The following is a 25,253-nucleotide window of genomic DNA, read 5'->3' on the forward strand; positions in this document are numbered from 1 at the left end:
CTGACCCGCCTGCGGGGCCGAAGCCCCTTCGGCGCGGCGAAGGCCCGCGCATCCATCTAAAAAGAATCTATTCACGATGATGGATTGCCGGGTCAAGCCCGGCAATGACGAACGGAAGGGCCTACGCCACACTCTCCAGAAGCGCCTCTTCCGCGGCAGCCACGGCATCGGGCGTGCCGACATGCATCCAGACGCCATCGAGCCGCAGGCCAAACAGCCGCTCCTGCTCGTTGGCGGCGTCGAATATCCTCATCAGCGAGAACTCGCCTTTTGGCGCGTTCTTGAAGATCGACGGCGAGAAGATCGCGGCGCCCGCATAGACGAACGGCACGACCTGGTGCTCCCTGCGCCTGCGTAGCGCGCCGTCCGGCAGCATGGCGTAGTCGCCACGGCCGCCATAGCCGATGCTGTTCGCTGTCGGCGCCATCAGGAGCAGGATATCCATCCGCGCGGGATCGAACGTTTCGGCAAGCCGGGCGAGGTTCGACTGCACGCCGTCGATCCACATCGTGTCGGAGTTCAGGTGGAAGAACGGTTTGTCGCCAAGCAACGGCAGCGCCTTGACGACGCCGCCGCCGGTGCCGAGCACGTGCTCACGCTCGTCGGAAATGATGACACGCGGCGATTGGCGCGAAGCGACGTGATCGATGATCTGGCCGCCCAGGTAATGCACGTTGACGACCGCCTCGGTGACGGCTGCGGCCGCGAGCTTGTCCAGCACATGGTCGAGCAGCGGGCGGCCGGCGACCGGCACCAGCGGTTTCGGCATATGGTCCGTCAGCGGCCGCATGCGCACGCCGAGGCCGGCGGCAAGGACCATCGCTTTGGTGGGTTTGACGGACATGTGGCGGGGATCTCTGTGTCAGGGCGGGACGAATCATAGCACGTGATTCGCGGGTGCCGACGCCTTAGTCGCGGCCGATGACGGCCGTACGACGGTCAGACCTCGGCGGAGGCGCGGCGGGAGAGCTTTTTCTTCCTGTCGCCCTGCTTGAGGAAATTGACGCCGATCTGGTCGCCATTGACCCACGAAAGCTCGCAGCGGCGATAGGCAAGCCCGGTAGAGGAGAGCAGCAGGAAGAATTCCTTCAGGTTCAGGCCCTCGACGGAACCCTCGACGGTGAGCTTGGCGCCGGTCTCGGAGACGTCCTCCATGACGCAGTTACGCCGCCAGGTGCCGTCGATCCCCATCATATGCGCGGGGATGCCGCGCTCGAAGGTGACGCGATCGCCCTTGCGTCGCTCCGTCGGAGACATGTCGTTGCTCCAGTGATTATTCGTCCGACGCCGCCCTCGCAGCACGGCCGGCCGCAGCCTATGGCGGTCTGCCTAACAAGCCGTAAATCTACGGGGGTGGTCACTGAGCCGGCGGCGGCACATTTGCCGCATACCAGGCCCGCAGCGGCTCCAGCGCCGGATGCGCCAGCGAGCGGTTGAGATAGGTCCAGATCCGCGGCTGGTGCTTCAGATATTGCGGCTTGCCATCGCGCCGGTTGAGCCGGGCAAAGGTGCCGAGCAGTCGCGTATTCCGCTGTGCCGACATGATCGCATAAAGGGTTGCGAATTCGGCTGCATCGAAATTGGCGTCGGCCGCGCGCCGCGCCTTGATGTAGCGCGAGAACAGCGCAAGCTCGACGAGCTCCGGCACGTCGATCCGCGCGTCCTGCAGGAGCGATACCAGGTCATAGGCCGCAGGTCCCAGCACCATGTCCTGGAAGTCGATGATGCCGATACGCTTGATGCCGTCGCGCTCAGCGAGCCAGATCAAGTTTGGCGAGTGGAAATCACGGATCACCCAGGTCCTCTCCGCCGTCGCGGGCTTTTGCAGAATGTCGCGCCACACGGCCACGAACTCGCTGCGCAGCGTCCCGCTCGGCGGTGCGCCACGGTCGGGCAGGTACCATTCCAGCATCAAGCCGATCTCGACCAGCCAGGCGTCGATATCGAAGACGGGAATCGAATAGGTGGCGGGCGGCGCCAGCGGCAATATTTCCGGCAACGCGTCGCGGTGCAGGGCTGCCAGCACATCGGTCGCGGCCTCGTAGCGCTCGTCGATCGGCGCCGGCGGATCCCCTTCGACGACGGGAGCGCTGCCGAAATCCTCGGTGATGAGAAATCCGCCTTCGAGGTCGCGATGGTGGATTTCGGGCGCCGAGAAACCTCTCTCGCGCAGGGCTTGATCGATCGCGACAAACGGTTTCACGTCTTCGGCCAGATGCACAGCCGCGCTGTAGGACTTGCCGTCATAGATCGCGGGGCCATCGGGCCGTTTCGGCGAGTTCATCAGGATGACGGCTTGATCGTCCAATATCAGCCGCGCATAGGAACGGATCGAGGCATCGCCCGCCATGCGCTTGCGTTTGGCATCGATGAAACCGGCGGCATGCAGAAAATCCCGCAAGTGCTTCAGTCGCTCGACCAGTGCCGCAGCCTTGCCAAAGCCCGTGATCTCGGCCGCGCGTGCGTTCGAGCCGAGCGCCGGGCGATGGCTGAAGGCGATGTCGATGCGATCGGGCGGCAAGGTCCCGCCGGCACGCTCCGGCCACTCGATCAACGCCACCACGCCCTCAGGCAGCGGCGAAAGGCCGATCTCCTCCAACTCGGAAGCATCGCTGATGCGGTAGAGATCGGCGTGCAGCAGCGGGAAGGCGGCTAGCTCGTAGCTTTGCGTCAGCGTAAACGTCGGGCTCGGCACTTCCAGCGTATCGTCATCGGCGAGATAACGGATCATCGCCCGCGCAGCAGCGGTCTTGCCGGCGCCGAGATCGCCCGAGAGCGTGATGACGTCGCCGGGGCCGACCAGCAGCGCCAGGTCGGCCATCAGATGCGCCGTCGCCGTCTCATTTGCCAGCGCCACCGATAATGTGGTCGAGGGTGTTTCGGGCGCGTTCATTCCGCGGCGTCGCGCTGCACGGCCTGGTCGATCGGAAATTCGCAAGAGACGGTCGTGCCCTTGCCGACCGTCGAATCGACCCGCACCTTGCCGCCGTGAAGTTGCACGAAGGATTCCACCAGCGACAGGCCGAGCCCGGGACCGCGCCGGCGCAGGCCGTGCGAGTAGCTTTCAAAGCGGTCGAACATCTTCTGCCTGAAGTCGGGCGCGATGCCGGGGCCGGAATCGCTGACCGTGAAGACGACGTTGCGTTCGGTTCGCGCGGCGCTGATGACGACGATCGAATCCGGCGGCGAGAAGCCGACTGCATTGGCAAGCAGATTATAGAGCACCTGCACCACGCGGCGCTGGTCGCCGACAAAGGTTCCGACATTGGGGGCGATGTCGATCTTCAACCGGATGCGCTCGGTCGCAAGGCGATCCTGCAGCCCCTCGGCGGCGGCTTCGATCGCCTTCGGGATGTCGACCGGGCCGAGCTCCAGCTTCATGGCGCCGGCATCGATGGTGGCGAGATCGAGGATGCTGTCGGTCAGCGCCATCAGCGCGTTGGTCGACTTGGTGACGTAGTCGAGATATTCCGCCTGCTTCGGCGTCAGCGGCCCGGTCGCGGGATCGGCGAGGAAATGCGCGAAGCCGATGATGGTGGTGAGCGGCGCGCGCAGCTCGTAGGAGACGTGGTGGACGAAGTTGAGCTTCATCTGGCCCGCGGCCTCGAGCGCCTCGTTGCTCTCGCGCAGCGCCCGCTCGACATTCTCGGTGTCGGTGATGTCCTGGAAGGTCAGCATGGTGGCGCCGTCGGGCAGCGGCCGGCTCATGCATTCGAGCACGCTGCCATCCTTGCGCTCGAGCTTGAGCTGGATATCGGTGCGGTTCTCGATCGCGGTGATCGCCTCACGGATGGTGCGCCAGGCGCGCAAATCGTCAAACAGCGGCTTGCACCAGGCTTCCACCGTCTCGATGTGCGGCTCTTCGCGCAGCGCTTCCGGCGACAACTTCCACATTTTGGCGAAAGCCGGGTTGAACAATTGCGCCCGGCCATTGCTGCCGAACACGGCGACGCCTTCGGCGAGGCTGTCGAGTGTTTCGCGCTGCACCCGGATCAGGCCGTCGAAGCGCCGCGCCAGGTCAAAGCTTTCGGTGACGTCGTCGAACAGATAGGTGACGCCGCCTTCCGGGTTGGAGGTGGTGACGACGGAGAGTGCGCGGCCGTCGGGCAGGAACCAGGTGTCCTTGGCGGTCTCGATGGTGCGATAGGCCTCGTGCAGCTTGGCCTTCCAGGCGCGGAAATCCGCCTGCTCGGGCAGCTTTCGCGCGGCGCGGAGCTTATCGAGCACGCTGGAATCGTCGGGATGGCTGTCGAGAAAGCCGGCGTCGAGGTCCCATAGCCTTCGATAGGAATCGTTGTGGAAGGCGAGCCGTCGCTGGCCATCGAACACGGCGACCCCTGAGGAGAGCTGGTCGAGCGTGCGGCGGTGCGCTTCCGCCATCCGCACCAGCGCCGAGCTCAGCGCGTCGGCCTCGCTGGCGTCGATTGCAACACCGACGCTGCCGCCGCCGACAGTGACAGCGCGCACGTCGTAAATCCGCCGTTCGCCGCGCGCCACGATCGGCAGCCGCGCGTTGAAGGCATTGGTAGCGTCAAGCGCGCGCTCCATCTCGCTGCGGTCGTCGGAATCGAGCAGCTCGAGATGGCGCTCGACCGCGTCCACGACGCTGCTGGCTTCCGTCGCCTGGATATAGGCGGCGTTGGCATAGCTCAGATCGCCCTTGGCGCTCTTGGCCCAGATCGGGAAGGGCGAGGCATCGGCGAAGCCGCGCAGCATCTCGGTCTCTTCGATCAGCGTCTTCAGGCGGAAATTGGTCTCCGCCAATTCCCGGCGGAGCCCCGAAAGTTCGCGAATCCGCACGATGGCCTGGCCGCCAATGGCGCGTCCCATCGCCTCGACGGGGTGACCGCTGGCGGTGGTGAGGTTGAGCAGGAACCCCTCGCCGGTCTCGCGGAGCGCGTCGACTGCGTGATCCATCTGCAGCGCCGGTTCCGGCGGCAGCCAGGTTCCGAAGGCGAGGATGCGTTGCGGGGTGTCCTCTCGCATCAAAAGCGAGGTGTCACCCGAAATGCGGGGCCGGTTGTCGCCGGCGGCCCACGAGATCAGGATCTGCGGCTCGGCGAACAAGAGCGCCCGGTAGCGGTCGGCCTGGAGCTGCAGGCCCTCGATGACGGCATGCAGCCGCGATTCGCTCTTGGCGGCGCGGATGCGGTTGTGCATCAAAAGGATCGCCGACAGCACGGAGAAGCCGAGCAGCGCCAGCGCGGTGGTCAGCACCGCGATTTCCTGACGGTTGAAGTCGAGCAAAGGCGAGAACGTGTCGAACAGGGAAGCGTTCGCCGCCCGAGCGGGCGCCGCCAACGGCACGGCGGTCGCGGCGAGCCCAATCAAGCCGTTGCGTGCCAATGACGAGCACGACAGCAGCGTCCGACGCATCGACCCGATTACGCCCGACATTCCTTCGCGCCCCAAGACAACGTAATTTGGCGCGCGGCATTTCCCCACCGCGCACGAATCAAAGGACAATATCGCCAAGGAGACTCCAGGGGTAAGAGTCCAGATCGTGAACGGGAATCTCGCTGGGGAAAAAAGCGCTATTAAGACGCATCGGTCGGATTTTTTGAAAACTGAATCCGTATTCTACCGTCCGGTCGAGCCGAAACCGCCGCTGCCGCGGCTGGTCTCGGAAAGCGTGACCACCGGCACAAGTTCGGCCTGCACGACCGGCGCGATCACCATCTGCGCGATGCGCTCGCCGCGGCGAATCGTGAACGGCTCGTCGCCGTGATTGATCAGGATCACCTGGATCTCGCCGCGGTAGTCGGCGTCGATTGTGCCCGGCGAATTGAGCACGGTGACGCCGTGTTTGGCCGCAAGCCCCGAGCGTGGCCGCACCTGCGCTTCAAACCCTTCCGGCAGCGCAATCGCAAGCGCCGTCGGCACCAGCGCATGCCGGCCCGGTGCCAGCACCAGCGGCGCGCCTTCGGGAACCGCGGCGAGCAAATCGAGCCCCGCTGCATGCGCGCTCTGATAAGTGGGCAGCGGCAAGCCATCGCCATGCGGCAATTGCCGGATATTGACTTGGATCGTCGCGCTCAAGAAATTTTCTCCGGTGGCTTGCCGACACTCTTCGCGACCTGCGCGATCAGCTCGACCGCGACCTGCTCCTTGGTCATGACCGGCCAGGAGTCGACCTCGATCTCGCTGCCGTGGCGCGTGAGTAGATGCACGGTGTTACGGTCGCCGCCCATCACGCCGGTGGCGGGCGAGACATCGTTGGCGACGATCCAGTCGCAGCCCTTGCGCGCGAGCTTTGCCTTGGCGTTATCGATCAGGTGCTCGGTCTCGGCAGCAAAGCCGATCACGAGCGGCGGACGATTGTCCTCCAGCTTCGATATGGTGGCGAGGATGTCGGGGTTTTCGACCAGCGCCAGCGGCGGCATTGCGGCCCCCGTCTTCTTCAGCTTCTGCCCGCCTTCGTTGGCAACGCGCCAGTCGGCAACCGCGGCTGCGAAGATCGCGACATCCGCCGGCAGCGCTGCTTCGACGTGCTTCAACATGTCGCGCGCGGATTCGACGTGGATGACCGTGACTCCCTTGGGCTCGTCGAGTTCGACGGGGCCGGAGACCAGCGTCACGGATGCGCCGGCCGCCTGCGCGGCCGCGGCGATCGCATAGCCCTGCTTGCCGGACGAACGGTTGGCGATGTAGCGCACCGGATCGATGGGCTCATGGGTGGGACCTGCGGTGATCAGCACGCGCTTGCCTGCGAGCGGACGCGGATGCGGAGGGCGCAGGAAGCGCTCGGCGGCATCGGCAATCTCGATCGCCTCGGCCATGCGGCCGACGCCGGCTTCGCCCGATTCCGCCATCTCGCCGGCATTGGGGCCGACCATCGCAACGCCGTCGCGTGCAAGCTGTGCGGCGTTGCGGCGGGTCGCGGCGTTGCTCCACATCGCCGGATTCATCGCGGGCGCGAGCAGAATCGGCCGGGTCGCCGCAAGCAGGATCGCGCTCGCCAGATCGTCGGCCGCGCCCTGCGCCATCTTCGACATCAGGTCGGCGGTCGCCGGCGCCACCACGATCAAGTCGCAGTCGCGCGCCAGCCTGATATGGCCGGCGTCGAACTCGCTGTCCGGATCGAACAGGTCGGTATAGACACGCTCGCCCGACAGCGCGCTCGCCGAGAGCGGGGTGACGAACTGCGTCGCGGCCCGGGTCAGCACGCAGCGGACACGGATGTTCCGCTCCTTCAGCCGCCGGATCAGCTCCAGCGACTTGAAGGCGGCAATGCCGCCGCCGATGATCAGGGTGACGCGGACCTCGCCGACGCCGCCGGCGAGCTGCGGCGGTCGCACTGGTGCCTCTGCGACGGGCGCTGGGGCCGGACTGGCCGGCGCAAGGCGTCCCTGGGTATAATCACCCAGGATCACCCGCACCTCTTCCTCGACCGAGCGGCCATTGCTGGCCGCACGCAGCCGCAAGTACGACTTGATGCTCTCATCGAGTTTTCGGATGGTCAGGCTCGCCATCGCGGCCTCCAGGAATGGACTGCTATCAATGCTAGCAAGCCATTGATTGCGTTGCAATCACAATTGCCGGATGGCGAACAGGATTCCGATGAAGGTCGCGGCGATGATCCAGATCGCGATGGTGCGCCAGCGGTTCTTCCGGCCTTCGCTGCGACCCATGGCGGCAATCGTGTCGGGTGACAGGACGAGACCCTCCCGGGTCATGGTTTCCAGTTGCTCCAACACGGTAACAGCGCGATTGGCGATGTCCGGGAGCTTCGAAAGCAGGTGGGTGAGCTCGCCCGCGCCCAACACCGCACCCTGGATGCGGCCAAGGGGGCCGAGATTGCGCTCGATCCATTCGCGCACCACGGGATCAGCCGTCTTCCAGATATCGAGCCGCGGATCGAAGCTGCGCGCCACGCCCTCGACCACGACCATGGTCTTCTGCAGGAGGATCAACTCGGGGCGCGTGCGCATGTCGAACAGGCCGGTGACTTCGAGCAGGAGCGTGAGCAGCTTCGCCATCGAAATTTCTTCGGCAGTGCGATTATGGATCGGCTCGCCGATGGCGCGGATCGCTTGCGCGAAATTCTCCACCGAATGGTGCGAGGGGACATAGCCCGCCTCGAAATGCACTTCGGCGACGCGGCGATAGTTGCGGGTGATGAAGCCGAGCAGGATTTCGGCGAGGAAGCGCCGCTCCTTCAACCCCAACCGTCCCATGATGCCGAAATCGACCGCGACCAGCCGGCCTACCTTGTCGAGGAAGAGGTTGCCCGGATGCATGTCGGCATGGAAGAAGCCGTCACGCAGCGCGTGGCGCAGGAAGCTCTGGATCACCTTGCGGCCGAGATCGGGCAGGTCGATATGCGCCTGTGCCAGCCGCGCATGATCGGACAGCGCGATGCCGTCGATCCATTCCATCGTCAGCACGTTATGGGTGGTGCGGTCCCAATCGACGGCGGGCACGCGGAAATCGGGATCGTCGCGGGTGTTCTCCGCCATCTCGGAGAGCGCAGCCGCCTCCAGCCGCAGATCCATCTCCATCGCGACCGAGCGCTGCATGGTGTGGATGACTTCGACCAGCCTGAGCCGCCGCGCCTCCGCCGAATAGGCTTCGGCCTTGTGTGCGACAAAGAAGAAATCGGAGAGGTCGCGGCGGAAGCGTGACGCCACGTTCGGCCGCAGCACTTTGACTGCGACCGGCCGGCGCACGCCGTCCCGGATCACCTCGCCGCGATGCACCTGCGCGATCGAAGCGGCTGCGACCGCGGGGCCGAGGCTCGCAAAAGCCTGCGTGATCGGGCGCTCCAGCGAGGCTGCGATCACGGCTTCCGCCTCGCTTTGCGAGAACGGCGGCAGCCGATCCTGCAAGGCTTCGAGGTCGCGCGCCAGCACCACGCCGACGACGTCAGGGCGCGTTGCAAGAAATTGCCCGAGCTTGAGGTAAGCCGGGCCCATCCGCTCCAGCGCGCGCGACAGTCTTGGTCCGGACTTCGCGCCGCGGCGCTCGATCACCCGGGCCATTTTCAGCCCGAGTTGTCCGGGCGGCGGCACCAGCGCGGGATCGATCACGCCGAAGACGCCTTCACGCGCGAACACAAGGCCGGCGCGGGCGAGCCGCGCGATGTGGGTGAGGGCAGAGATCACAAACGCCAGCCCGAATGCAACGCCACGATGCCGCCGGAGAGCGTCTGCCAGTTGACGCGGGAGAAGCCGGCCGCGCGGATCATGTCCGCGAACGCGGCCGGCTTTGGAAATCTGCGGATCGACTCGACGAGATAGCGGTAGGATTCGGCGTCGCCCGTCACGACGCGACCAAGCTCGGGGATCACCCGGAACGAGAACAGGTCATAGAGCCGATCGAGCCCCGGCACGTCGACGGAGGAAAATTCCAGGCACAAACATCGCCCGCCGGGCTTGAGCACACGATAGGCCTCCTTCAGCGCCAGATCGATGCGCGGCACGTTGCGGATCCCGAAGGCGATGGTGTAGCCGTCGAAGCTGCGGTCGGGGAAGGCGAGCGCCTCGGCGTTGCCTTCGACAAAGCTCACGCGGTCATCGAGATGGCGCTTCACCGCACGCTCGCGGCCGACGGCGAGCATGTCGCCATTGATGTCGCAGACGCTCGCGCGGAAACCCTTGCCGGAGGCTCGCGCCGCACGGAAGGCGATGTCGCCGGTGCCGCCGGCGACATCCAGCAGGGCATAAGGCCGCTCGTTCCTCGGCGGGTTGAGCGTGTTGACCATGATGGTCTTCCAGGCCCGGTGCAGGCCGCCGGACATCAGGTCGTTCATCAGGTCGTAGCGCGACGCCACGCTGTGAAACACGTCGTTCACGAGGCCCTGCTTCTCGCCCAAGGTCACGTCGCGGAAACCGAAATGGGTGCCTTCGTCCGGCCGGTTCATAACTCGACAACTCCGTCTCCCGGACCATAGCGCGCCCGGCGCAATGGGGCTATCACGTCACCTTTATAAGGTGAATGACCTCCATGCCCGAATTGCCCGAAGTCGAGACTGTCCGCCGCGGTCTGCAGCCGTTCATGGAGGGTGCAAAAATTCTGCACGCGGAAGCCCGGCGCAAAGACCTGCGTTTTCCCTTTCAGAAGGACTTTGTGGCGCGGCTGACCGGCCAGATCGTGACCGGGCTCGGCCGCCGCGCCAAATACCTCATGGCTGATCTCGCCTCAGGCGACGTGCTGCTCATGCATCTTGGCATGTCCGGCTCATTTCGCGTGCAGAAGGACGCGACCGCAACGCCCGGCGAGTTCCACCACCCGCGCAGCAAGGATATCGCGCATGACCATGTGCTGTTTCGCATGTCCTCGGGCGCGGACATCGTGTTCAACGATCCGCGCCGCTTTGGCTACATGAAAGTGATCGCGCGCGACGCGATCGAGAGCGAGCCGCTGTTGAAAGGCCTCGGTCCCGAGCCGCTCGGCAATGCGTTCGACGCGGCGATGCTGGCGCACGCCTGCGCCGGCAAGTCCACGACCCTGAAGGCCGCGCTCCTGGATCAACGCGTGGTGGCGGGACTTGGCAATATCTATGTCTGCGAGGCGCTCTATCGCGCGCACCTGTCGCCGCGCCGGCAGGCTTCCACGCTCGCCAACCGGAAGGGCGAGCTGACCGACTATGCGCGGCGGCTGGTCGATGCCATTCACGACGTGCTCAATCTCGCCATCAAGGCCGGCGGCTCGTCGCTGCGCGACCATCGCCAGACCAACGGCGACCTCGGCTATTTCCAGCATTCCTTCCAGGTCTATGACCGCGAAGGCGAGAGGTGCGTGACGCCCGGCTGCAGCGGCGTGATCCGCCGCTTCACCCAGAACGGACGTTCGACCTTCTGGTGCCCGAAGTGCCAGAAGTGAAGTGACGGCTCTTACAGTCCCGCGTCCCAGGTCAGGCCTTCGCCAAGCGCTTGCAGGCGCTGCGGCGCCGCTTCTTCTGGCGCCGTCTCCGGCAGATGCTCAGGCGAGAGGACGATCGGAAACTCGACATCCGAAGCCGCGGCGCCGACTTCTCGGCTGGCGGCAACGCCGCCGTTGAGCCTGAGCTCGACCCATTTCCAGAGGTCACGGATCTCATCGGCCGACTTGCCGAACGGCGAGAACTCGCTGACCGCAAGGCCCGCCGCGAGCGCGTCCTGGTGGTCGTTGCGCATCACGATGAAGGGACGCGCCAGCACCTGGTCCAGCTCGCGCGCCGCCTTATTGCCGAGCGCTTCGGCCGCATTGGCGATACGCTGGCCGCGGATCGGCGTCTGGTTGAGCACGAAGGCGAATGCCTTCTTCCACGCGCGCGCGATGGTGAGCGTCCCGGCGCTGGCTTCGATGTCGGCTACGCAAGGGCGCGCCGGGATCAGGCAGAAATCGGCATGCCGGATCGCCGCCGTCGTCGCCGCGCTGACGCCGCCGGCCGTGTCGATGATGGCGAGCGTCGCGCCATGCCGCGCAAGCGACCGCAGGCGGGGTTCGATCTCGTCGGCGCCGTAGATCGTCTCGACGAGCAAATCCGCGATGCCGCGGCGGATCTGCCACCTTGAAAGAGTCCCCTGCTGGTCGGCCTCGATCAGGCGGACATGGTGCCCGGCCTCTTTCGCCGCCAACGCGAGCCCAATGGCCAGCGTGCTCTTGCCGCTGCCGCCCTTTTGGGTGGCCAATACGATGGTGTGCATGTCGTGACGGTCCTTCGGATGATTGAGTGGCTTTCCGCGGATACGCCGAACTGAGTGCCATCGCCGCTTGCGGTGGCGGAGCTGTTCTCGCTCAGGACGTTCCGGGCCAATCCGAAGTCACGCGAATCAGGTGCCGGCAACGGTGATTCAATATGACATGTTCGTGGCGGCCCCGAAATCCGGACGAATACCGAAGTGTTATCAAGCATTAACCTCTTCGGTTAGGGCCGGTCAGCGCAATCGCGGCAGCCTCCGCTGCAGCTCCCGGAGCGTACTCGCAGCCGCGAGATGATGCGGAAGATGCACGCGCCAAGGCCGCAACGCTGCCGCAATGAACCGGCTTGGTATGGTTTGTAAGCGTGATTGAAATCAGCGAAGGCCGGCTAACGGCCTGGTCGTCAAGGACAACGGAGGAAATCGATGAGTCATGTCGGACGCTGCTTCTGCGGCGCTGTCGAGATCGAAACGTCGGGCGCGCCGGAAGCGATGGGCTATTGCCATTGCACGTCCTGCCGCTCCTGGTCGGCCGGTCCGGTCAACGCCTTCACGCTCTGGAAGGAGGATGCCGTGAAGGTCACCAAAGGCGCCGAGCATCTCGCAACCTTCGAGAAGACGAATTTCAGTCAGCGGAAATACTGCAAGCTGTGCGGCGGTCACGTGATGACGGGCCACAAGCCGGCCGGATTGATCGACGTTTACGCGGCAACGATTCCGACGCTCAAATTCGAGCCTGCCATTCACGTCAATTACGGCGAGACGGTTTTGCGGATCAAGGATGGCCTACCCAAGATGAAGGATTTCCCGGCCGAGATGGGCGGCTCCGGCGAGATGCTGCCGGAATAGCGGTCGCTCGCAAGGTCCCGTTGCATGCATCGGGGCCTTGTCTTTCGCACGCTTGACCGGTCCGGAAATTGCCGCTCACATCGCCTGGAAAAAGCAGGACGGCATCATGGGCGGGAACTGGCGCGACCGGACGGCGACGACCTTTGCGTGCGGGAAGAAGCCGGCCGCTGGCAGCCGCGGCATGGTGGTGAGCAACCATCCGCTGGCGTCAGCCGCAGGCGCCGAGATGCTGGCGGCCGGCGGCAATGCCATCGATGCCGCGATCGCGACCCTGTTCACGCTAACGGTGGTCGAGCCGATGATGGTCGGCATCATCGGCGGCGGCATGGCGCATATCCGCACCGCCGACGGCAATCATCGCTTCATCGACGGCCAGAGCACGGTGCCGGCGATGGTCAAGCCCGACACCTATCGCTCGAAACCCGGCTCGGCTCATGACGTGTTCGACACCGTCGGCGACGAGAACCTCACGGGACCAAAGGCCGTTGCCGTACCTGGTTCGCTGAAAGCCTGGTGCGAGACGCTGCGCCGGTTCGGCACCATGCCGCTTGCGGAGGTGATGCAGCCCGCGATCAAGCACGCCGCGCGCGGCTATATCGCAACGCCCTACTTGCACGAATGCATCTCCGACAGCGCCAGGGAGATGCTGAAGGACAAGCCGATCGCGGCGATCTACCTGCCCAAGGGTGAGCCGCTCAAGCCTGGCGAGCGGGTGGTGCAGGCCGAATATGCGGAGACGCTGAGCACTATCGCGCAACACGGCGAGGACGCGCTCTATCACGGCCCGCTCGGCGATATCCTCATTGATTACATGGAGAAGCACGGCGGCTTCATCCGCAAGGAGGACCTGACCAACTACGAGACGGTCGAGCGGCTGCCAATCCGTTGCGACTATCGCGGCTGGGAGATCCTGGGTCCGCCGCCACCAGCAGCCTCCGGCGTGCATATCACGCAAATGCTGAACATTCTCGAGGGCTTCGACATCCGCGCACTCGGCTTCGGCACGGCGGAGACCGTTCATCTGATCGCCGAAGTCCTGAAGATCGCCTTCGCCGACCGCGCCGCCGCAAGCGGCGATCCCGATTACATCAACGTGCCGGTCGAGCAATTGACCTCGAAGGACTATGCGCGCGAGCGCCGAGCCGCGCTCGATGTCAACCGCGCGAAAGAATGGGGCGCGGGCGTCACCCAGCTCGAGAGTGCGTACACCACGCACATGACCGCCGCTGATTGCCTCGGCAACGTGGTCGCGACAACGCAGACCATCAACAATCTGTTCGGCGCCAAATTCCTGATCCCAGGCCTCGGCGCGATCCCGAACAACTACATGAACCTGTTCGATCCGCGCCCCGGTCACGCGCTGTCGCTGGCGCCGGGCAAGCGCGTCACCACCTCGATGTCGCCGATGATGGCGCTGCGGGACGGCAAGCTCGTCTATGCGCTCGGGCTGCCCGGCGGCAAGCGCATCTTCCCGAGCGCGATGCAGGCGCTGATCAACCTGATCGATCACGGCATGAGCCTGCAGGAGGCAGTCGAGGCGCCGCGGGTCTGGACCGAGGGCCATGCGCTCGAGGTCGAGCAGGCGATCCCGGATGCCGCGCGTGCAAAATTGGGGGCGATGGGCCATCAGGTCGTGGAGATGGCCACCGTCGCCGGCGGCATGAACGCGATCCAGTTCCATGACGACGGCACACTCTCGGGCGCCGCGTGCTGGCGCGCCGACGGCACGCCGGTCGCGATCTCGGGCGGGCTCGCGCGTGCCGGCGTGCGCTTCGGATTGAGGTGACGTGATGGGCGGCAAAATCCGCATCGCCGTCTTGCACTTCGCGCACGAGACGGTGACGTTCCTCAAGAACGACACGACGCTGTCGGATTTCATCTATCCTGGCTCGCCGGCCAGGGGCGAAGCGCTCTTGAAGGCATACCCAAAATCCTACATGGGCGGCTTTGCGAAAATGGCGCGCGAGTTCGAGGACGTCGAGCTCACTGGCATCGAATCGCCGCTGTGGCCGAAGACCTATATGGGCTCGGGCTGGGTCACCGAAGACGCGTTCGAAACCCTCGTCGGCAAAATGATCGAGGGACTGAAAGCGCAAGGCCCGTTCGACGGCGTCTATCTTGCGCTTCACGGCGCGATGGCGGTGCGCGGTGTGCCGCGGCCCGAAGCGGAGCTCGCGCGGCGCGTGCGCGAGGCGGTCGGGCGAAAGGCTTTCATCGCCGCGACCTTCGATCTGCACGGCAATGAGGACGACGAATTTCTCAAGCACGCCGACATGGGCTTTGCGGTGAAATATTTCCCGCATTACGACGAATATCTGCAAGGCGAGCGCGCCGCGCGCATGCTTGTGCGTATGATCCGCGGCGACTACAAGGTGGCGCACGCGACGCGCAAGGTGCCGATCCTCACCGCAACCGTGCGGATGTGGACCGGCGCTTCCCCCTGGTCGGATCTGATCCAGCGCGCGCTGGTCTGGGAAGCGCGCGAGGTTGACGTCTACATTAACGTGTTCTTCGGCTTTCCCTTTGCCGATGTGCCCGATGTCGGCATCACCATCCAGGTGATGACCAACGGCAACGAAAAGCTCGCAGCCGATGTCGCGAAGGACATCGCCGATCTCGCGTGGCGCAAGCGCGAGGCGCTGCTGTCTTCGACGAAGATCCATTCCATCGCCGAAGGCGTCGCACTGGGAAAGCAGGCGATCGCGAAGGGCGAGACACCGGTCGTGCTCGCCGATCACAGCGACCGCTCCGGTTCGGCGACGTTCCTGCTCAAGGAGATCATCGCGCAGGATTTGTCGCAGGTGATCATTGCGACGATCGCAGATGCCGGCACGACTGCGAAGCTGAAGGCAAGTGGTGCGAAAACCGGCGATGCCTTCGACATGGACGTAGGAGGACGCGTCGATGAGTCGGCGGGCGAACCGGTGCGTATCAAGGGCACGATCCTGACCGCGGTCGAGGGCCATGGGCAATTCTGGGTCGCAGTGAAGTTCGGCCGCGACAATGTGCTGATCCTGTCAACCTATCTGGTGCAGATCATGGAGCCATTCTCCCTCGGCGCGCTTGGGCTCGACATCCACGCCTTCAAGGTGTTCGCCATCAAGTCGCGCGTGCATTTCCGAAGAGGTTTTGACGACAACGGCTTTGCGAAGACAATTTTGCTGGTCGAGCCGGACCAGCCGTTCCTCGGCACGGTCCATCTCGACTTGCTGCCGTACCAGAATGTCGATCTGAAAAGATTTTATCCCTACGGCGAGGCCGAGTTTCCCGCGTAATTGCGCGGCCATGAGAGATCGGCTGTGAAAGCAAATGCTGTGCAGCCAAGCTTCGCCCGCATTGGCTGTAGCGGCCGACTAACGTCGCGCTGAGCGGGAATTTAAGGCGCTGCGACGATAAAGTATTACTACGGACGCAGCGTTGTGTAATTTTTTAGGGTTAACCGTCCAAGCTTGGTGCAATCGCATGTCGGTTTCTTCGACGCAAAGGGGAACTGGGAATGCCATTGCTTGAGCTCAACATCCGCGGACGGTTGATTTTCGGCTTCGCGCTGCTTTGTGCGCTGCTGGCCATCGTGGTCGGCACCACCATTGTGAAGGTGCGCGCCGTCAACAAGGCCACTGAACGCACGGTCAATCTTCGTGTGCCGACGGCGTTGACGGCAAGCGATCTGGTATCGGAAGTATACGCCACGCTCGCAGCGCTGCGCGGTTGGCTGATCACCGGGAACGATGCCTTCAAGCTGGAGCGGATCACGCTGTGGAAGCAAATCCAGAAGCGTGGCTCCGAGATGGATCGCCTGTCCGACAAATGGACGGTCGGGCAGAACAGGCTGGACTGGAACGAGGCCAAGCCGCTACTGGCGGAGTTGCGCAACGCGCAGGACAAGGCCGAGGCGATCGCGCACACCATCGACGAGCAGCCGGCGACCAAGATCCTCGCGACCCAAGCGGCGCCGCTCGCCAAGCTGATGCTGAAAAAGGCAACCGCCATCATCAATGACGAGAGCAATATCCCCTCGACCGACTCGCGCAAGAGCCTGTTGATCGGCTTCGCCGATTTGCGAGGCAGCATGGCGATGGCGATTGGCGACATCCGGGCCTACCTGTTGACCGCGGACCCCGCTTTCAAGAAGGAATATGAGGAGCTCTGGGCTCTCAATCAGAAGAAGTTCGAGGCGCTTTCGCTGCGGCGATCGGAGATGACACCCGATCAGCAGGCCGCATTCGATGCTCTCGTTGAGGCGCGGGCGAAGTTTACGCCATTGCCGGAGAAGATGTTCGCCATAAGAGCCTCCGACCGCTGGAACATGGCGCAATGGTTCCTGACCAACGAAGCGGCGCCTCGCGCCAACAAGCTGCTCGATATCTTCGCCGGCGCAAGGACAGGCGACGGCATGCGCGATGGCGGGATGGTGTCGCGGCAGCAGGAAAGCCTGCGAGCCGACAGCATCGGGGTGCTGGCTGAGACCAATTTCCTGGTCACGTTCCTTTGGGTCTTGATGGGTGTCGGCCTCGGCGCCGCGGCAGGCGTGGTGTACATGACCAACCGTTCGATCGTGCCGCCGATTCTGAATATGGTATCGGCCATGGGACGGCTCGCCGACGGCGATCATGCCGTCGAAGTTCCTGCCACCGGCAACAAGGACGAGATCGGCCTGATGGCTCGTGCCGTGGTCATCTTCAAGGAGAATATGATCAAGGCGAAAGAGCTCGCGGCCAAGGAGGCGGAAGCCGTCAACGCACGGATGGCGCGCGCCGTGCGGGTCAACGAGCTCACGCAGCTCTTCGACGCAAACATGTCGACCGTGCTGCGATCAGTGGCCTCCGCTTCAACCGAATTGCAGGCGACCGCTTCGTCGATGACGGCAACGGCCGAGGAGGCCAGCAACCAGGCAGCAGCGGTTGCGGCCGCAACCGAAGAAGCGTCTACCAATGTGCAAACGGTCGCTGCGGCCTCAGAGGAACTGGCCGGTTCGGTCAACGAGATCAGCCGGCAGGTCGCGCACTCCGCGGCAATCGCGCAGAAGGCCGTCTCCGAGGCCGACCGCACCAATGCCACGATCCAGGGTCTTCTGAAGGATGCCGACGCGATCGGCGACGTGGTCAAGCTCATCAGCGAGATCGCAGCGCAGACCAATCTGCTTGCGCTCAACGCCACCATCGAAGCGGCGCGCGCGGGCGAGGCCGGCAGGGGATTTGCGGTGGTGGCGGCAGAGGTCAAGAGCCTTGCCGAGCAAACCGCGAAGGCCACAGGTCAGATCAGCGCACAGGTCACTTCGATCCAGGCCTCCACCAGCAGTGCGGTTGGTGCCATCAAGGAGATTTCAGCAACGATCAATCAGATCAACGAAATTGCAGCCGCGATCGCGAGTGCCGTGGAAGAGCAGGGCTCTGCCACGCAGGAGATTGCCCGCAACGTGCAGCAGGCCGCGCTCGGCACCGGCGAGATTGCGTCGAACGTGACGGGCGTAAGGCAGGCCGCCGGGGACACCGGCGCCGCGGCGCACGATGTGCTCGAGGCTTCCAGTGAGCTCTCGAAGCAATCGGAGACGATGCGCGGGCAAGTCGAGACGTTTCTCAGGGACATCAAGGCCGCGTGAACTCACTAGACTTGTCATCGCCGGGCTCGACCCGGCGATCCATCTTTCCAGAAACCTTTTGAAAACTGATGGATGGCCGGGCCTTCACCGCGCCGAAGGGCAGTTTGTCCTCTCCGTCGCTTGCACGGCTTCGGCCCCGCAGGCGGGTCAAGCCCGGCCACGACGAGAAGGAGTGCAGTGCCGGCGTGCTGCACCGCATCCGGGACGCGAGGGAGCGTACTACTTCCGCACGCAAATCACCCGCACCACGGCTGCCCTGGCATCCGTCGAGGTGCCGGCCGCCGCGATCTCATGCGCTTTCAGGAAATCGCGCACGGTGTCGCCCGTCACCAGCACCGACTGGCTCGCGGGCGCGGCATTCGTGGTCGTGGCTGTCGCGACCACCACGGGCTTGAGCAGCGCGACGCCGGTAAACTTGCCGGCCTCGTCGAGCGCCGGCGCGCCCGAGAATCCAACCGCGGGCGGCGGCGACAGCGCGAGGTCGCCGCCGGTGCCGACCAATGTCACCTGCGCCTTGGCGCTGGAAACCGCCGCTGCGCCGCCCTGGTTTTGCGGATCGGCGATGCCGACGATATCGACGCTTCCTTTCGCAGCGCCCTCGGAAAGGCTGAGCGGCTTCAGGCTGCGCACGCCATAGATGTGCAAGAGCGCGAGCCCGCGGTCCTTGTCGTCGGCGATGAGGTCGGCGCGGCCAAAGCCCTGGATCGTGATCGCCTGGCAACCGTCGTTTGCCTCGCGATCGGCCAGGATGGCGCCGTCCCCGGTTATGACCAGGCCGGTCGAGTATTCGACGGTCTTGCGTGGCGGCGGCCCCACGGCGCCGGCCGGGAATGGCGTGAAGGCGCTCGACATCGCGATCACGACCGGCTCGACGGTATTTTCCGTGGCCTGGTCGTAGAGGATGGTCATGATGCGGACCTCGTCGCCCTTGAAGGTGCCGCGGATATAAAACTTCTTCAGGTTCTGCAGGCCCGACAGCACGAAGAAATCCGGCTTCACCACGGTGTAGTCGGCCGTGCGGCCGGGCTGCTTCTTCTCGTGGTCGGCGAGTTTCGCCATTATGGGACCAGCTTCCTTGTGCCGCGAGAGCAGCACCTGGATGGTGCCCGTCGGCGAGCTCCATTTGGAGCTGTTGGCGTCGCTGGTCTGCTGCGGCACGAGCTTTGTGGGGATGCCGAGCCGCACGCCAGTACCGGCGTCGGTGACGATCTTCCAGCCGACATTCTCCTGCCGTCGGCGCGCGGTCTCGGCCAGCACGGCGCGCTCCTGCGGATTGAGCACGCCGGTTGGCTTGCCGCCCTTGCTCTTCTGGTATTCCTTGATCGCGGCGACCATGCGCTCGCTGACATCGCCGGTGATGGCGCCGTTATATTGTCCGACCCAGGCGAGGTCCGACTGCAGCGCGAGCCGTTCGCCCTGCGCCAGCGCATTCGCGGTCTCGGTGGGTGTCTGCACGCCCGGAGGGTGGACCCGGACGGTCGCGACCGATTTCGGCCTGGCGCCGCCCGTGGTCGGCGCGACCTTCTGCGCCTCAGCCGAAGAGGAGGCGGCCATCAACATCAAGGTTGCTGTGAGCCACGATCTCATGACAAATCCGAAAAAGGGAGATTGAATGGATGGTAGTAGAGCACATCTGCTTGGTCGGTAACAGGCTGGCGCGGGTTCAGCAAAAAGGGTTTGGAGAGCGGCGGTAGAGGTAGTTCGTCATTGCGAGGAGCCAACGGGTCCGCGCGAACGCGCGGCCCGATGACAGGCTCCGCGACGAAGCAATCCAAACCGCCCCCTCGGTTGAGAGTTCTGGATTGCTTCGCTTCGCTCGCAATGACGGGAGCCTGGAGAGGGAGAGAAAAGGCAAAGATGCTAAGCGGCGACGAACTCGAGCGTTATGCGCGCCACATCGTGCTGCACGAGGTCGGCGGCCCCGGCCAGCAGGCGCTGAAGGAGGCCTCCGTGCTGGTGATCGGTGCCGGCGGGCTCGGCGCGCCCGCGTTGATGTATCTGGCGGCGGCCGGTGTGGGCGAGCTCGGCGTGGTCGATGATGACGATGTGTCGCTGTCCAATCTGCAGCGCCAGATCATCCATACCACGCCCGACATCGGCCGCCGCAAGGCCGACACCGCCGCCGATCGCGTGTACGCGCTCAATCCGCATGTCCGGTTTGCCGCGCATGCGACGCGGCTGAAGGCCGACAACGCCATGGCGCTGATCGGCGGCTACGACATCGTGCTCGACGGCTCCGACAATTTCGAGACGCGCTATCTGGTTTCCGACGCGTGTTTCTTGTCTGCGCGGCCCTTGATCACGGCGTCGCTCGGCACCTTCGACGGCTCGCTCACGACGATCCGCGCGCATGAGAAAAACGAGAAGGGCGAGTTCAACCCAACCTATCGCTGCCTGTTTCCCGAACCGCCGCCGCCGGGCACGATACCGACCTGCGCGGAAGCCGGCGTGCTCGGAGCGCTCGCCGGCGTGCTCGGCTCGATGATGGCGCTGGAAGCGATCCGCGAGATCGTCGGCTTCGGCGAGGGCCTCGTTGGCAAGCTCCTGATGATCGACGCCCGCAACATGCGCTTCGAGACGCTGCGCTACGCGCGCGACCCGCTCAACCCGCTCAATGGTGATGCGCTGACGATCACGGATCTGAGCGGGCATCAGTGAGGCTGGGCCACTACCTCGTAGGGTGGGCAAAGCGAAGCGTGCCCACCATTCCAGACGAAGATGTTGACAGATGATGGTGGGCACGGCGCTTGCGCGCCTTTGCCCACCCTACATTTCTTGGCTATCGCACGTAATCGCTCACCTCACGCCGTCAGCCGCCGCTCGCTGTCCATGTGCACAAGCTACGATTCCGGGTAGCGCTCGCCGGAGGCGATTCCGGGCGGGAAGGCTTCGGCCAGCGCCGCAAGGTGTTTTGGCGTCAGCTTCACATCGACCGCGCCGAGCGCTTCGGTGAGGCGGAAACTCGGAGTGAGGCCTCTCATCACACCAAGACCAGTAGTTATTGGTCCCCGCGTCCGTGGGGACTGATGCAAATTCAACACGACGGGCAATTCGCACATATCCGCCATGCGCAAATTGCTCGTCGTGTTACTTTGCCGCAGCCTTTGCTATTGCGGAAAACCAGAACTCGCTGTCATATTTGGGGCATCCCGCCTCGACACGAGGGACGTTACGGCCAATCGTCACGAACGTGAGGCGGGTTGCGATGGACGCGAGCTGCGCGCAAGGCGAAGCGCGCGGGAAGCGTTCGACGAAGCCGTGTGGTCCCGACACCCCGATGCTGGTGTCAAGCCCGCAAGATGATTGCGTGCGACGGTGACTACGAAGCCCGGTACGCCGAGGAGAGCACGGAATAAGTCGTCCAACATCGCGCAGGGAATGCCGGAGTGTGTTCGGTTGTACCTGTTGATGCTCGTGTGCTTTTTTTGCGCATTTGCTGCACACGAGGCTCGCGGGTGCAACGGCACCCGGCATTCCCTGCGCCCTCCGTATTTTCCGAGGGACGCTGATAATGCAAAACTCGGGTGCGATTCGCGCCGCGGGAATGCTTAGGCTCGTCTCCTCCGTCATTGCGAGCGAAGCGAAGCAATCCAGAAACCTTACGCGATGACAGTATGGATTGCTTCGTCGCGGAGCCTGTCATCGGGCCGCGCGTTCGCGCGGACCCGTTGGCCCCTCGCAAGGACGGAGTGGCTGTTTGAAAATTGAATCGGAATCGTAGGGTGGGCAAAGCGCAGCGTGCCCACCATTCAAAGCTACTGCGAAAACGGTGGGCACGGCGCAAGCGCGCCTTTGCCCACCCTACCCATCCCGCCCTACGCAGCGATCACAGCATGCTCGGCAGGACGCGGTCCGGCGGCTTGTGGTTGTCGAGGAAGGTGCGGATGTTGATGATCACCTTCTCGCCCATCTCGACGCGGCCTTCGATGGTGGCCGAGCCCATATGCGGCAGCAGCGTCACCTTGCCCTGCTTGGCGAGCCGCACCAGCTTCGGGTTGACCGCCGGCTCGTTCTCGAACACGTCGAGGCCGGCGCCGCCGATGTCGCCGGCTTCGATCAGCTTGATCATGGTGTCTTCGTCGATCACCTCGCCGCGCGCGGTGTTGACGATGTAGGCGTCCTTGCGGATCAGCTTCAAGCGCCGCGCCGAGAGCAGATGGAAGGTCGCCGGCGTGTGCGGACAATTCACCGAGATGATGTCCATCCGCGCCAGCATCTGGTCGAGGCTCTCCCAATAGGTCGCCCCCAGCTCCTCGGCGATCACCGGCGCGACGGGGCGGCGGTTGTGATAGTGGATCTGCAAGCCGAAGGCCCGCGCGCGGCGCGCCACGGCCTGACCGATGCGGCCCATGCCGACGATGCCGAGGCGCTTGCCGCCGATTCTGTGGCCGAGCATCCAGGTCGGCGACCAGCCCGGCCAGTTCTTGCCTTCGATGAAGATCGAGGTGCCTTCGACCAGCCGGCGCGGCACGGCGAGGATCAGCGCCATGGTCATGTCGGCGGTGTCTTCGGTCAAGACCTTCGGCGTGTTGGTGACGGTGATGCCGCGCGCATGCGCCGCCACCACGTCGATATTGTCGACGCCGTTGCCGAAATTGGCGATCATCCTGAGCTTGCAATCGGGGTGCTTGAGCAGCTCTTCGGTAATCTCGTCGGTGACGGTCGGCACGAGAATATCGGCGGTGCGGACCGCTTCGGCGATCTGCTCCTCGCTCATCGGCGCATCGTCGAGGTTGAGCTTTGCGTCGAACAGCTCGCGCATGCGCGTCTCGATCGAGTCCGGCAGCTTGCGGGTGACGACGACGAGGGGCTTCTTCTTAACCGACATATCCTGCTCATATGAGGCCGTTTAGACCTCATTAACCCGGGTATTCGACACTGCCGTGGTGCTCGATCCCGGCGTTTCCTTGGGTTCCCTTTTGCCTCCCTTGGGAAGTGGTCTGGAGGTTTCGGGCGCGTCTTGGTTAAACGCGTTCCGTCCTCTCTAGCAGAAGGCCGGGCCAAGACAAGAACTCCGGCAAAACCCCTGTGGCTTGGTAGGTCAGGGGCGAACGGGGCAGGGGATTTTGGGGATCAGGCGGGGGCGAGTCTCAGCTCGATAGATTGGGTTGGACACGCTCGGCAGGAGACGGGTCATGGCGTTGGCGTTGGGGCGTTTCGTTGGTTCGGTTGCGGTGCTTTCGGGACTTCTGCTGGGGGCGTCAGTCTCTACCGGATACACCGCCAAGGACACCGCGCTCACCACCAGCGGGCTTCCCGTTCCGCGCTATGTCAGCCTGAAGTCCGATCGCGTCAACGTCAGGGCCGGTCCGACCAAGGACAATGACGTGGCCTGGGTCTACACCCGCGCAGGGTTGCCGGTCGAAATCACCGCGGAATACGAGAACTGGCGCCGCGTGCGCGATTCCGAAGGCGCCGAGGGCTGGGTCTACCATTCGCTCTTGTCCGGACGCCGCACCGCGGTCGTCACCATGAAGCACAAGGACGATCTCGCGCCGCTCTACGACAGCGCCGACGCGTCGAGCGCGATCGCCGCACGCCTGCAAGTGGGCGTTATCGCCCAAGTCAAGAAATGCGACGAGCATTGGTGCCACATCGCAGGCAAGGGTTTTGACGGCTGGATCGAGCAGCAGCAGCTGTGGGGCGTCTACACCGACGAGGTGGTGAACTGACGGCGTAGCCGTCATTCCGGCCGACAAGCATAGAGGTCTCTCATTGCCGGGCTCGATCCGGCAATCCATCCACCTTCAAGGATCATCTTGCGAAGATGATGGATACGCGGGTCAAGCCCGCGTATGACCAGTCAGCGCTTCTTGCGCAGCCGCACGACCATGTCGACGCGCGCGATCTCGTAGCCCTCGGGCACCTCGGGCATCTTCGAGAGCATCAGATGCGGGTCGGGAATATCGACCAGCTCGTGATTGTTCTCGAGATAGAAATGATGATGCGCGGTAACATTGGTGTCGAAATAGGTCTTGGTACCGTCGACCGAAACCTGGCGCAGGAGGCCGGCGTCGGTAAGCTGGTTCAGCGTATTGTAGACGGTGGCAAGCGAGACCGGAACCTTGGCGAGCGTCGCTTCCTCGTAGAGCATTTCAGCGGTCAGATGGCGGGCGCCCTTGCCGAACAAAAGCCAGCCCAACGCCATGCGCTGCCGTGTCGGCCGAAGGCCTGCGGACTGCAGCATCTGGTTGACGTCGTGCCATGGGCAGCCATTCAGCGCCGGTTGCCGCCCCGCAGGGGTCGCGGCATGCGCCATTTCCTCGTTCAATGCTGAACGCTTGTCGCTCGTCTCCACCTCTGGCACCGCACTCATTGATCCTGACTATCTCGGCGAAATATATGGAGGAAATCCTTTAGATGCAAGTATTTCGCAACTAGAACAATCCTAGGCGGTCCCCGGGGAACCTACGGGGCCGATGCGGCGATATAACCCTGGATCCGCGCTTTGCTGACGGGAAAGGCCTATGATAGAGGAGCCCCGGACCCGATGAGCCGACGTCGGTACAGCGAAGCGCTCCATCCGTTGGGCGGCCCCCGGCTTTACGGAATTCGCGCCGGATACGAGGAAATTGGGCGCGCTTCCCACCCAATGGGGTCCTTTTGCTGAAAGCGCTCAATCGGGGATTGCAGGAGAGGTTGTCTGAACATGCTCACTCGGCGCAGCGGTTATGAATATGAGGATTTGCTGGCCTGCGGCCGCGGGGAGATGTTCGGTCCCGGCAATGCACAATTGCCGCTGCCGCCGATGCTGATGTTCGACCGCATCAGCGAAATCAGCGAGACCGGCGGCGAATTCGGCAAGGGCTTGGTGCGCGCCGAGCTCGACGTCAAGCCGGACCTCTGGTTTTTCGGCTGCCACTTCAAGAACGATCCGGTCATGCCGGGCTGCCTCGGGCTCGACGCGATGTGGCAGATGGTCGGCTTCTATCTCGGCTGGATCGGTGGCGAAGGCCGCGGACGGGCGCTCGGCTTGAGCGAATTGAAGTTCGGCGGCCAGGTGCTGCCGGAGGCCCGCAAGGTTGTGTACAACGTCGACATCAAGCGGGTGATGCGCTCAAAGCTGGTCCTGGGCATCGCCGACGGGTGGCTTTCGGTCGATGATCAGATTATCTATCGCGCCAAGGATTTGAAGGTCGGCCTGTTCAAGCAAGGCACGGCGCCGACCTGAACGAAAGCGG

Annotated in this window: 20 protein-coding genes and 1 pseudogene; 8 read left to right on the forward strand and 13 right to left on the reverse strand. The window is 64.2% G+C overall.

What is annotated here, in order from left to right:
- Positions 1-121: 121 nt before the first annotated feature.
- From VKR55_RS19840 to ubiE, 8 genes are all read right to left on the reverse strand, one after another.
- Entirely contained in the window at positions 122-844 is a 723-nt protein-coding gene (locus tag VKR55_RS19840) for a nucleotidyltransferase family protein (protein ID WP_324405888.1), read from the reverse strand.
- Positions 845-939: 95 nt separating this feature from the next.
- Positions 940-1,257, reverse strand: coding sequence for a PilZ domain-containing protein (locus VKR55_RS19845; RefSeq protein WP_324405890.1), 318 nt, complete (start codon positions 1,255-1,257; stop codon positions 940-942).
- A 100-nt stretch (positions 1,258-1,357) separates the two neighbouring features.
- The gene (tsaE, locus tag VKR55_RS19850; protein WP_324405892.1) at positions 1,358-2,893 is read right to left on the reverse strand and encodes a tRNA (adenosine(37)-N6)-threonylcarbamoyltransferase complex ATPase subunit type 1 TsaE; all 1,536 of its coding nucleotides are present in this window, start codon (positions 2,891-2,893) and stop codon (positions 1,358-1,360) included.
- Complete coding sequence (locus VKR55_RS19855; protein ID WP_324405894.1) at positions 2,890-5,397, reverse strand: PAS domain-containing sensor histidine kinase; 2,508 nt, start codon at positions 5,395-5,397, stop codon at positions 2,890-2,892. The genes tsaE and VKR55_RS19855 overlap by 4 nt, the downstream gene beginning before the upstream one ends.
- Before the next feature lie 183 nt (positions 5,398-5,580).
- Positions 5,581-6,039 carry a dUTP diphosphatase gene (dut, locus tag VKR55_RS19860; RefSeq protein WP_324405896.1) on the reverse strand — a complete coding sequence of 153 codons (459 nt, stop codon included), beginning with the start codon at positions 6,037-6,039 and terminating at the stop codon, positions 5,581-5,583.
- A complete protein-coding gene (gene coaBC / locus VKR55_RS19865) occupies positions 6,036-7,472 on the reverse strand; it encodes a bifunctional phosphopantothenoylcysteine decarboxylase/phosphopantothenate--cysteine ligase CoaBC (RefSeq protein ID WP_324405898.1) in 1,437 nt (478 codons plus the stop codon). The genes dut and coaBC overlap by 4 nt, the downstream gene beginning before the upstream one ends.
- 57 nt (positions 7,473-7,529) lie before the next feature.
- The gene (gene ubiB / locus VKR55_RS19870; protein WP_324405899.1) at positions 7,530-9,104 is read right to left on the reverse strand and encodes a 2-polyprenylphenol 6-hydroxylase; all 1,575 of its coding nucleotides are present in this window, start codon (positions 9,102-9,104) and stop codon (positions 7,530-7,532) included.
- Positions 9,101-9,862, reverse strand: a complete 762-nt coding sequence (gene ubiE / locus VKR55_RS19875; RefSeq protein WP_324405901.1) for a bifunctional demethylmenaquinone methyltransferase/2-methoxy-6-polyprenyl-1,4-benzoquinol methylase UbiE — start codon at positions 9,860-9,862, stop codon at positions 9,101-9,103. Before ubiE ends, ubiB begins: the two co-directional genes overlap by 4 nt.
- Before the next feature lie 83 nt (positions 9,863-9,945).
- Between ubiE and mutM the strand changes: the two genes are divergently transcribed.
- Positions 9,946-10,824 (forward strand): bifunctional DNA-formamidopyrimidine glycosylase/DNA-(apurinic or apyrimidinic site) lyase, encoded by an 879-nt coding sequence (mutM, locus tag VKR55_RS19880; RefSeq protein ID WP_324405902.1) that lies wholly within the window; start codon positions 9,946-9,948, stop codon positions 10,822-10,824.
- Positions 10,825-10,835: 11 nt separating this feature from the next.
- Here mutM and VKR55_RS19885 read toward each other — a convergent pair whose 3' ends face one another.
- Positions 10,836-11,630, reverse strand: a complete 795-nt coding sequence (locus VKR55_RS19885) for a ParA family protein (protein ID WP_324405903.1) — start codon at positions 11,628-11,630, stop codon at positions 10,836-10,838.
- Positions 11,631-12,050: 420 nt separating this feature from the next.
- Here VKR55_RS19885 and VKR55_RS19890 point away from each other — a divergent pair, with 420 nt between their 5' ends.
- The 4 genes from VKR55_RS19890 (at position 12,051) to VKR55_RS19905 (ending at position 18,072) form a co-directional block, all read left to right on the forward strand.
- Positions 12,051-12,473, forward strand: coding sequence for a GFA family protein (locus VKR55_RS19890; protein WP_324405904.1), 423 nt, complete (start codon positions 12,051-12,053; stop codon positions 12,471-12,473).
- 106 nt (positions 12,474-12,579) lie between these two features.
- Entirely contained in the window at positions 12,580-14,259 is a 1,680-nt protein-coding gene (ggt, locus tag VKR55_RS19895) for a gamma-glutamyltransferase (protein WP_324405928.1), read from the forward strand.
- A gap of 4 nt (positions 14,260-14,263) precedes the next feature.
- On the forward strand, positions 14,264-15,748 hold the full coding sequence (locus VKR55_RS19900) for a M81 family metallopeptidase (protein ID WP_324405906.1): 1,485 nt from the start codon (positions 14,264-14,266) through the stop codon (positions 15,746-15,748).
- Positions 15,749-15,969: 221 nt separating this feature from the next.
- A complete protein-coding gene (locus VKR55_RS19905; RefSeq protein WP_324405907.1) occupies positions 15,970-18,072 on the forward strand; it encodes a HAMP domain-containing methyl-accepting chemotaxis protein in 2,103 nt (700 codons plus the stop codon).
- Positions 18,073-18,291: 219 nt separating this feature from the next.
- On the opposite strand, the gene VKR55_RS19910 is transcribed toward VKR55_RS19905, so the two are convergent.
- Positions 18,292-19,659, reverse strand: a complete 1,368-nt coding sequence (locus VKR55_RS19910; protein WP_324405909.1) for a peptidoglycan-binding protein — start codon at positions 19,657-19,659, stop codon at positions 18,292-18,294.
- A 270-nt stretch (positions 19,660-19,929) separates the two neighbouring features.
- On the opposite strand from VKR55_RS19910, the gene VKR55_RS19915 reads away from it, so the two are divergent.
- Positions 19,930-20,730: a HesA/MoeB/ThiF family protein gene (locus tag VKR55_RS19915; protein WP_324405910.1), complete on the forward strand. Its 801-nt coding sequence runs from the start codon at positions 19,930-19,932 to the stop codon at positions 20,728-20,730.
- Positions 20,731-20,912: 182 nt separating this feature from the next.
- Here the strand turns inward: VKR55_RS19915 and VKR55_RS19920 are convergent.
- Positions 20,913-21,029 (reverse strand): annotated as a pseudogene (locus VKR55_RS19920) (aldo/keto reductase); the annotation flags it as partial.
- A gap of 869 nt (positions 21,030-21,898) precedes the next feature.
- Positions 21,899-22,900, reverse strand: a complete 1,002-nt coding sequence (locus VKR55_RS19925; protein WP_324405911.1) for a 2-hydroxyacid dehydrogenase — start codon at positions 22,898-22,900, stop codon at positions 21,899-21,901.
- 313 nt (positions 22,901-23,213) lie between these two features.
- Between VKR55_RS19925 and VKR55_RS19930 the strand changes: the two genes are divergently transcribed.
- The gene (locus VKR55_RS19930; protein WP_324405930.1) at positions 23,214-23,744 is read left to right on the forward strand and encodes an SH3 domain-containing protein; all 531 of its coding nucleotides are present in this window, start codon (positions 23,214-23,216) and stop codon (positions 23,742-23,744) included.
- A 131-nt stretch (positions 23,745-23,875) separates the two neighbouring features.
- Here the strand turns inward: VKR55_RS19930 and irrA are convergent, their stop codons facing one another.
- Positions 23,876-24,331, reverse strand: coding sequence for an iron response transcriptional regulator IrrA (irrA, locus tag VKR55_RS19935; protein ID WP_324405931.1), 456 nt, complete (start codon positions 24,329-24,331; stop codon positions 23,876-23,878).
- A gap of 390 nt (positions 24,332-24,721) precedes the next feature.
- Here irrA and fabA point away from each other — a divergent pair, with 390 nt between their 5' ends.
- Positions 24,722-25,243 carry a bifunctional 3-hydroxydecanoyl-ACP dehydratase/trans-2-decenoyl-ACP isomerase gene (gene fabA / locus VKR55_RS19940; RefSeq protein ID WP_324405912.1) on the forward strand — a complete coding sequence of 174 codons (522 nt, stop codon included), beginning with the start codon at positions 24,722-24,724 and terminating at the stop codon, positions 25,241-25,243.
- The last annotated feature ends 10 nt before the right edge of the window (positions 25,244-25,253 follow it).

Origin of the sequence: Bradyrhizobium sp., from assembly GCF_035309285.1 — a bacterium.
GTDB lineage: Bacteria > Pseudomonadota > Alphaproteobacteria > Rhizobiales > Xanthobacteraceae > Bradyrhizobium.